Source organism: Pseudomonas sp. FSL R10-1350 (assembly GCF_009600525.1).
In the GTDB taxonomy this organism is placed as follows: domain Bacteria; phylum Pseudomonadota; class Gammaproteobacteria; order Pseudomonadales; family Pseudomonadaceae; genus Aquipseudomonas; species Aquipseudomonas helleri.
Genome location: NZ_WIVR01000108.1, coordinates 1 through 8,216, shown reverse-complemented (window position 1 = coordinate 8,216; position 8,216 = coordinate 1). Strand labels below are relative to the sequence as shown.

At 60.0% G+C, this 8,216-nt stretch carries 9 protein-coding genes; 4 read left to right on the top strand and 5 right to left on the bottom strand.

The window, feature by feature from the left end; translation table 11 throughout:
* Positions 1 to 576 (bottom strand): thiamine pyrophosphate-binding protein (locus GHO25_RS24770; protein ID WP_256677322.1); only part of this gene is annotated, 576 nt, incomplete at its 3' end.
* Positions 577 to 700: 124 nt separating this feature from the next.
* On the opposite strand from GHO25_RS24770, the gene GHO25_RS24765 reads away from it, so the two are divergent.
* Positions 701 to 1,597 (top strand): LysR family transcriptional regulator, encoded by an 897-nt coding sequence (locus GHO25_RS24765; protein ID WP_153393113.1) that lies wholly within the window; start codon positions 701 to 703, stop codon positions 1,595 to 1,597.
* 56 nt (positions 1,598 to 1,653) lie between these two features.
* On the opposite strand, the gene GHO25_RS24760 is transcribed toward GHO25_RS24765, so the two are convergent.
* Genes GHO25_RS24760 through GHO25_RS24750 form a run of 3 tightly spaced genes read right to left on the bottom strand, consistent with a single transcriptional unit; the run spans position 1,654 to position 4,140 of the window.
* Positions 1,654 to 2,157, bottom strand: a complete 504-nt coding sequence (locus GHO25_RS24760) for a RidA family protein (protein WP_153393110.1) — start codon at positions 2,155 to 2,157, stop codon at positions 1,654 to 1,656.
* A gap of 44 nt (positions 2,158 to 2,201) precedes the next feature.
* On the bottom strand, positions 2,202 to 2,597 hold the full coding sequence (locus GHO25_RS24755) for a cytochrome c (protein ID WP_053225416.1): 396 nt from the start codon (positions 2,595 to 2,597) through the stop codon (positions 2,202 to 2,204).
* Positions 2,598 to 2,610: 13 nt separating this feature from the next.
* Positions 2,611 to 4,140, bottom strand: coding sequence for a flavin monoamine oxidase family protein (locus tag GHO25_RS24750; RefSeq protein WP_153393116.1), 1,530 nt, complete (start codon positions 4,138 to 4,140; stop codon positions 2,611 to 2,613).
* Positions 4,141 to 4,643: 503 nt separating this feature from the next.
* Here GHO25_RS24750 and GHO25_RS24745 point away from each other — a divergent pair.
* The gene (locus tag GHO25_RS24745) at positions 4,644 to 5,282 is read left to right on the top strand and encodes a LysE family translocator (RefSeq protein WP_048369254.1); all 639 of its coding nucleotides are present in this window, start codon (positions 4,644 to 4,646) and stop codon (positions 5,280 to 5,282) included.
* A 29-nt stretch (positions 5,283 to 5,311) separates the two neighbouring features.
* On the opposite strand, the gene glcC is transcribed toward GHO25_RS24745, so the two are convergent.
* Complete coding sequence (glcC, locus tag GHO25_RS24740; protein ID WP_048369255.1) at positions 5,312 to 6,079, bottom strand: transcriptional regulator GlcC; 768 nt, start codon at positions 6,077 to 6,079, stop codon at positions 5,312 to 5,314.
* A gap of 234 nt (positions 6,080 to 6,313) precedes the next feature.
* On the opposite strand from glcC, the gene glcD reads away from it, so the two are divergent.
* Both glcD and GHO25_RS24730 read left to right on the top strand, forming a co-directional pair.
* Positions 6,314 to 7,813, top strand: coding sequence for a glycolate oxidase subunit GlcD (gene glcD, locus GHO25_RS24735; protein WP_048369256.1), 1,500 nt, complete (start codon positions 6,314 to 6,316; stop codon positions 7,811 to 7,813).
* Positions 7,813 to 8,216: FAD-binding protein (locus GHO25_RS24730; RefSeq protein ID WP_153393106.1), on the top strand; the 404-nt coding region annotated here is incomplete at its 3' end. The genes glcD and GHO25_RS24730, both read left to right, overlap by 1 nt.

Here is an 8,216-nt window from a genome sequence, read left to right as displayed (position 1 = left end):
GTCGTGCGACTGCGCAGGCGACGGCACACCGGCACTTGCTACGTGGCGCCGGGCCAAGTGCTCAACCCCGGCCGGTGCTTCGCAGGCCCAATCGTCATACGGAATGGACACATACACCGGGCCACGGGGCGCCAGGCTGGCCATGTGGATGGCCTGGCTCAGGGTGCGCGGCACGTCCTGCGCCGAGGCCGGTTCGTGGCTCCACTTCACCAGAGGTTTGGGCAACTGCGCGGCATCGACGTTGGCCAGCATCGCTTCGACACCGATCATCGAGCGCACTTGCTGACCGGCGGTAATCACCAGCGGGCTGTGGGAGTACCAGGCATTGGTCAGCGCGCCCATGCCGTTGCCGGTGCCTGCTGCGGCGTGCAGGTTGACGAAGGTCGGTTTGCCGGTGGCCAGGGCAAAGCCGTCCGCCATGCCCACCACGGCGCCTTCGTGCAGGCCGAGGATGTAGCTGAAATCTTCGGGGAAGCCCTTCAGAAACGGCAGCTCATTGGAGCCGGGGTTGCCAAAAATGGTGGTCAGGCCTTGCTCGCGCAGAATGTCGTAAGTGGCAGAGTGAACGGTTTTCATAGGGACCCTTGCAGCTGTTTTTAGACTTTGGGTTACTCTTGCAGCTGCCAGTTGATTGATCAAATCGATACTATCTCTATTAAAAATAAGCCCCATCTATATCGCTGTAGCCACTTGAGCCGCCATGAGCCACATCGACCTGAACCTGATCCGCACCTTCATCACTCTGTATGAAGCCCGCAGCGTGACCCTGGCCGCAGAACGTCTGTTCGTCACCCAGCCTTCCGTGAGCTATGGCCTGGCCCGCCTGCGCGAGCTGTTCGATGACAAATTGTTCAGTCGCACCCGAGACGGCATTCAGCCGACGTTTGTCGCGCAGCAGCTCTACCCCACGCTGCGTGATTGCCTGACACGCATTGAGGGCGCCGTGCAAAGCACTCGCCAGTTTGACCCGGCAACCACTGAGCGACGCTTTCGCATTGCGCTCTCGGATCTGGGTGAGATGGGCTTTTTATCGCTGATTCTGGCGCGCCTGAACCGCGAGGCACCGCAGGCGGAGGTCGAAGTCATACCGCTGCAGGTCGACCAGGTGGGTGAATGGCTGGCCAGCGCCAAGATCGACGCCGCGATTTGCCGCCATCCGGTGCCCGGCACCCACAACCGGGTGCTGATGCATGAGCGCTATACCTGCTTGCTCAGCGCCAGTCATCCGCGCATCCGCGAGCACATCAATCCGCAACAGTTTCTCGCCGAACGGCACGTCACCGTGACCCGTACCTCCGGCCACGGCAGCATTGAAGACGTCTTGAAGAGCATGAATGTCGAGCGGCGGATCAACCTGCACGTGCCGCATTTTTCCGTGCTGCCGAAAATTCTTCCGGGCACCGACCTGCTGGCCGTGCTGCCTGAGCAGATCGCCAGATTATTTGTGCATGACGGGGGGTTGCAGATGCTGGACTTGCCGTTCCAGGTGCCCGAGTTCGATGTCTCGTTGCACTGGAACCCCAACAGTGAGAGTTCGGCGGCGCTGCGCTGGTTTTGCGCAACCATTGCCGATGCGATTATCAGCGGCCAGGTTTAAAAGCCACCCACCATGGTCAGCGTATTCGCTGACCATGGGTCAAGCCGTGGATCAGGTTATGGACGAACCGCCGTCACTTCGATTTCTACCAGGTAGTTGGGGTTGGCCAGACCTGCCACCTGGAACGCTGAGCGGGTTGGTAGCTTGGGCTGGGCAGCCGTGCCAAAGAACTGGGTGTAGCCCTTCATAAAGCCGGCGAAATCCATCTTGCCGGTTTCATGCGTGCCCACCAGATAGACCTGCATTTTCACCACATCGCCCATGGTCAAATTGAGACTTTTTAACGTGCCTTCAATGTTCTTCAGCACATTGACGGTCTGCACTTCGGTGTCGCCATAAGCGGCCAGTGTCTTGGGATCGGCCTTGCTGTCGGCAATTGGCGGTACCACACCACTGAGGTTGACCACGGTGGCCCCTGGCGGAATTTCCACGGCCAGGGAGATCGGGAAATCAGAGTTTGGCAGCTTGTGCCGGATCACTTCAGCAGCGTTAACCTGCGTGGCCATGAGGCCGCCCAACAAAGAGGTCAGCAGGACGGTGGTGATGATGGTCTTCGACATTGTTTATTCCTTTAGGGATGAAAAAACGTAATCCATGGAGACTTTCAGCGCTGGGTGAGAACCCTAACCTCTTCGGCCGTGACCGTATCGGGGTATTGATTACCAAAATGTGTGCGGACATAGTTGACCACCGCAGCAATCTGCTGGTCATCCATGTACTTTTTGAAGCCCGGCATACCGCCTTGTCCGGAGGCCACCATGTACACCGGATACACCTTGGCGCCGAGCTTGGGGTTGGTCGACAGCGCCGGGTAAGCGCCTGCACCGTGAGCCCCCTGACCTTGGGCCATGTGGCAGCCCTGGCAGACTTGATTAAACAGCGCTTCGCCGGTCTGTTCTTCGAATTTGCCGGAGGTGGACAGGATCGGGGCGTCAGCGGCAAACGCCGTCGCGCTGCCCATCAGGCCCCACAACACAGCGGTGGACATAATCGTACGCATGGCTAACTCCCTGTCAGGCGGTTTTAGTGCTGGCGATAATGTGGGTGTGCAGGCGCTTGATCGCATCGTGCGACGACAAAATAGCGCCCTCCATCCAGGCTGGAATGTACGAGGCATGCTCACCCGCGAGCACAATGCGGCCGTCGATCTGGCACAGGTTTTTGTAGTGCTGCTGGCGCGTCTCGGGCGTCCATAATCCGTAGCAGCCGTTAGTCCAGGGCACACGATGCCAGCCAACGGCGATGCCGTTTTCGAATTCGCTGGGGTATTGCGGGTGAATCTGCGCGCCAAACTCCACAGCCTTTTGCACGCGCATTTGCGGGCTCATGGCGGTAAATTCGTAGGCATTCGGGCCCCAGATATACGCCCCCAGAAGCACGCCCTTGCCTTGCTTGCCATAGTCGGTGCTCGGGTAGCTGATCTTGCTGACGGGCGTGTCGGTGTAGGTGATGCCGCCGTAAATATGCTCGTCCTGCTCCCAGAAACGCCGCTTGAACTGCAAGCCGACCTTCACCGAAGACTCGTAAGGCACGGCGCGAATGGCGCTCATCATCGGCGCGCTGACGTCGATGGGCAGTTGCCCAAGGATCGACAGCGGCAAGGTGCACACGCACCAGTCCGCCTGCTCTTGCTGTGCCCCGCCGCTGCCATCACTGTTTTGATAGGTCACGGTCACGCCGTTGGCATCTTGCTGGATACGCGTGACCTTGGCGTTGTAATGAATCAGGTCATTCACCTGTTTCTGAAAGGCCTGAGCAATCATGTCCATGCCGCCCACCGGCTGGAAAATACTGCTCTGGAATTCGTACTCCTGGCCGCTGGCGATGCTTTGCCAGAGGTTGGAATCGAGCAGCGCCTTGCAGTCAATGGGCTCGGACGGCACGGCCTCGGGCATCAGACCGCCGCCATCATCCACAGCAAAACCCCGGCGCAGGCTGGTTTCCAGGGATTTCTTGTACGCGTTGTTGGCATCCAGCGCGCCCCACTTGCGCATCACTTCCAGCAAGCGTTCGCGGTCCTCGCGGGTCAGGGCCTGGTCCAGGCCGTGCTGGTTGACGGCCTTGCTCAGCAGTTCGGCAACATGCCCCTGAAAGTCGGCCTGCACCTCGCGATAACGCTGCGGCTTGCCACCAAACGCCTTGGTGGAATGCACCATGGCGTTGTAATTGACCTGAATAAAGGGCTCCAGCGCGACACCGAACTTATGGCAGTAATCGAGCACTGCATGGTGATGGTAAGGGATACGCCACGGCCCGGGATTGAGGTACAAGCCTTTATCAAACTCGCACTGCTGGGTCGCACCGCCCAACTCGGTAAAGCGGTCACCACCGCGCAACGTCCAGCAACGCCCGCCCGGCTTGGCATTGAACTCCAGGACCTTGACCTGGTACCCGGCCTTACGCAGTTCGTAAGCGGCAGTCATGCCCGCCAGCCCTGCCCCGAGAATCAATACTCGGGTGCCCTTGAGCGCGCCGCTCAAGGCAAAATTGCGCTCGTAGGTGGATTCCGCGGCAAAGCTCAAGGCGCTCATTGCCTGATACATCGCAGCGGCACCCGCTGTCACACCGATCCAGTTCAGCACCTTGCGGCGGCTCACAACCATTGCTTGCTCTTGCATGATCAGTCCTTTGAAGCGAAAGAAAATATCTGTGCCTGCAAGGGCCTGGAGCAAGGGCTATGCCAGCCTGTCAAAACCACTAAAAATGAATAAAATTTCATAAAAATACGCATGCGGATGCATCGGCATCGATCATGCGCGGCCGCTTTTGGTGCGCGGCGGGTGCGCCATCACTGGGCACAATCAGAACGGGCGTGCACGATGAAAACTGTAGGAGCGAGCTTGCCTCGCGATCTTTTGATCTTCTGAATGATCGCAATGCAGATCCTCCTACAAGTATTCAAATCGAATACCAACGGCGGTCCTTCGGCCCGCATCGCAGCCTCGTACCTCGTCAGCGGCTACAGGACGTGCGCGGTGTAGCGTTAGCACCCGCTCTATGAGAATCTTGCAGCCCCTGCTGTGTGGGTCTTGCGGAGAGTTCCCCTTTGGTTTCATTAAATGATTGGCTGAGCTTCACCTTTATCGCCATGCTCGTGACGCTCACCCCCGGGCCTGCGGTGATCATGTCGTTGTCCAACTCCATCAGCCATGGCCCGTGGCGGGCGATGATCGGTTCGCTGGGCAATGCCATCGGGCTGCTGCTGATTGCCTCGGCCACCAGTGCCGGCCTCGGTGCACTATTAATCGCGTCTGCCACGGCATTCCTGGTACTGAAGGTCGCGGGGGCCAGTTACCTGATTTATCTAGGCATCAAACAGTGGCGCAGCCGCAATCGCGCGTTTGATAACGTGCAGGCCAATCCTTCAGAAAATCTGTCGGGCTGGAAGCTGTTCACCAAGGGCTTCTCGGTCGCGATTACCAACCCCAAAGCCATCCTGTTCTTTGCCGCCTTCTTGCCGCAGTTCATTCAGGGCGGTGACTCCAGCCTGTCTTACCTGGCCGTGCTGATCATCACGTTTGCCGGCTGCTCGATTGTCGCTCACCTGTTTTATGCCCTGCTCGCACAGACGCTAAAAGGCTATTTGGCGACGCCAGCGCGGGCCAAAGCCCTAAACCGCTTGTTTGGCGCCTCGTTTATGGGCCTGGGCATCAGCCTGTTGACCATCCGCGGCAAAGTGGCCTGACCCCGCAACACAGGAGCTGGACGCTATGTTCAGCTCCACCCCTCCAGGCGCATCGTCGCTCGCACCAGCCGCTGTTCTTCGTTTTCGATCTCTTTAAGACTTTCACTGATGCTCTGAATATGGGCGATGGCGGCCTTGCGCGCCTGCTCCGGCAAGCGACCGGTCACGGCGTTGTACAGCCGCGCGTGCTGGCGGTCGATTTGGCGCTTTTGCGGCTCGCGGTGGTAGAGGTTATTGACCGACGCAAACACCGTGTTCAACAACAGATCAGTGAGTGAACGCAGGGTCTGCACCAGCACCGGATTATGCGACGCCTCACAAATGGCCAGGTGAAAGGCATGGTCCAGGCGTGCATGGGCAGACGCATCGAGAGAGCGGTTATGCGCATCGAGCAAGGCGTGATAACTGCGGGTGATCAGCACAAAATCGGCGTCAGTACCGCGCAAGGCGGCCAGCCGTGCAGATTCGCCCTCCAGCAAGCTGCGCACTTCAAACAGGTCATACAGCGTGCGCGGTTGCGAGCTGAACAAGTGCATCAGCGGCGACGCGCTCGCCTCGCCGGAAAGATCAGCAACGAAAGAACCCTTGCCCTGCTCGGTCTTGATGATGCCGCGAGCGCGCAGCAGCTTCAGGCCTTCACGCAGGGCGGTACGGGACACGCCGAGTTTTTCGGTCAGGCGCCGTTCCGAGGGCAGCAACTGCCCGGTCTTGAGGACGCCATCAACGATCAGGCGCTCGATGCGCTCACACACCACATCGGCCACTTGCGGGTTACGCGGTAATTCCATTCTGTCCATAAACCCTCCAACTGGTACGACCAGTTCGGTCGGCACAATCCTGTCGGTTTGCGCATACACCTAACGCATTGTTTTTAAATTTATTTTTATTTGAAACAAACAAGCGGCGCTGCAAAAACTGGTTCGACCAGTTCAACAACGTATGGACAGTAAATCGCCTCGGGCCAATGATGCAAGCCAGCACTCTCCGGCAACGGACCTCTAATAAAAATAAACAGGTGTCGCCCACCGACCATGAATATTCTTTACGACGAAGCCGTCGACGGGGTTCTGCCCGACGTCGACAAAAAAGCGCTGCTGCTGGCCCTGCAAACACAGGTGCCCGACCTGAAAATCCTGCATGAGCCTGAGGAACTGAAGCCCTACGAGTGCGACGGTCTGTCGGCCTATCGCACCACGCCGATGCTGGTGGTCCTGCCCCATCATCTTGAGCAGGTGCAGACCGTGCTGCGGCTCTGCCATGAGCACAAGGTGCCGGTGGTCGCACGCGGCGCGGGCACGGGCTTGTCGGGCGGCGCCTTGCCATTGGAAAAAGGCTTGCTGCTGGTGATGGCGCGCTTCAACAACATCCTCCACATCGATGCCGCCGCCCGCACCGCGCGGGTTCAGCCGGGGGTGCGCAACTTGGCGATCTCCCAGGCTGCCGCGCCCTATGGCTTGTACTACGCGCCGGACCCTTCGTCACAAATCGCCTGTTCGATTGGCGGTAATGTGGCCGAAAACGCCGGTGGCGTGCATTGCCTGAAGTACGGCCTGACCGTGCACAACGTGTTGCAGGTCGAGATCCTCACGGTGGACGGCGAACACCTGACCCTCGGCTCGCAAGCACTCGACTCGCCGGGGCTGGACCTGTTGGCGCTGTTCACGGGTTCCGAGGGCATGCTCGGGGTAATCACCGAAGTCACCGTCAAGCTGCTGCCCAAGCCGCAAACCGCCAAGGTGCTGCTGGCCGCGTTCGATTCGGTCGAGAAAGCCGGGCGCGCGGTGGGCGACATCATTGCGGCGGGGATTATTCCGGGCGGTCTGGAAATGATGGACAACCTGGCGATTCGCGCCGCCGAAGACTTTATCCACGCCGGTTACCCGGTCGACGCCGAAGCCATCCTGTTGTGCGAACTCGATGGCGTAGAGGCCGACGTGCACGATGACTGCGAGCGCGTGCGCCAGGTGCTGGAACTCGCGGGGGCCACCGAAGTGCGCCAGGCCCAGGATGAGGCCGAGCGCGTGCGGTTCTGGGCCGGACGCAAAAATGCGTTCCCGGCGGTGGGCCGCCTCTCGCCGGACTATTACTGCATGGACGGCACCATCCCACGCCGCGAGCTGCCCGGCGTGTTGCAAGCGATCGCTGCACTGTCAGCCGAATACGACTTGCGCGTGGCCAACGTGTTTCACGCCGGTGACGGCAATATGCACCCGTTGATCCTGTTTGATGCCAACCAACCCGGCGAGCTGGACCGCGCCGAAGCGCTGGGCGGCAAGATCCTCGAACTGTGCGTGAAAGTCGGCGGCAGCATTACCGGCGAACACGGCGTGGGCCGCGAAAAAATCAACCAGATGTGCGCGCAGTTCAACAGTGATGAGCTGACCCTGTTCCATGCCGTCAAAGCCGCGTTCGACCCCGGCGGGCTGCTCAACCCCGGCAAGAACATCCCCACCCTGCACCGCTGCGCCGAATTTGGCGCGATGCACGTGCACATGGGCCAGTTGCCCTTCCCTGAACTGGAGCGTTTTTGATGCGCAGTGAACATGATGTCGACAACAGCGCCGCGTTGCTGCAGCAGGTCAACCAGGCCCTGCACAGCGCCACGCCCTTGCGCATTCAGGGGGCTGACAGCAAGGCGTTTCTGGGCCGCCCGATGACTGGCGAAGTGCTCGACACCCGCAGCCACCGGGGCATCGTCAGCTACGACCCGACGGAATTGGTGATCACCGCTCGCTGCGGCACGCCACTGAGTGAACTGGCCGCAGCCCTGGACGCGGCGCAACAGATGTTGCCATGCGAACCGCCGTCTTTCGGCAGCCACGCAACCGTGGGCGGCATGGTCGCCAGCGGGCTGTCCGGGCCACGTCGCCCGTGGGCCGGATCGGTGCGTGACTACGTGCTGGGTACCCGCGTGATCACCGGGCACGGCAAGCA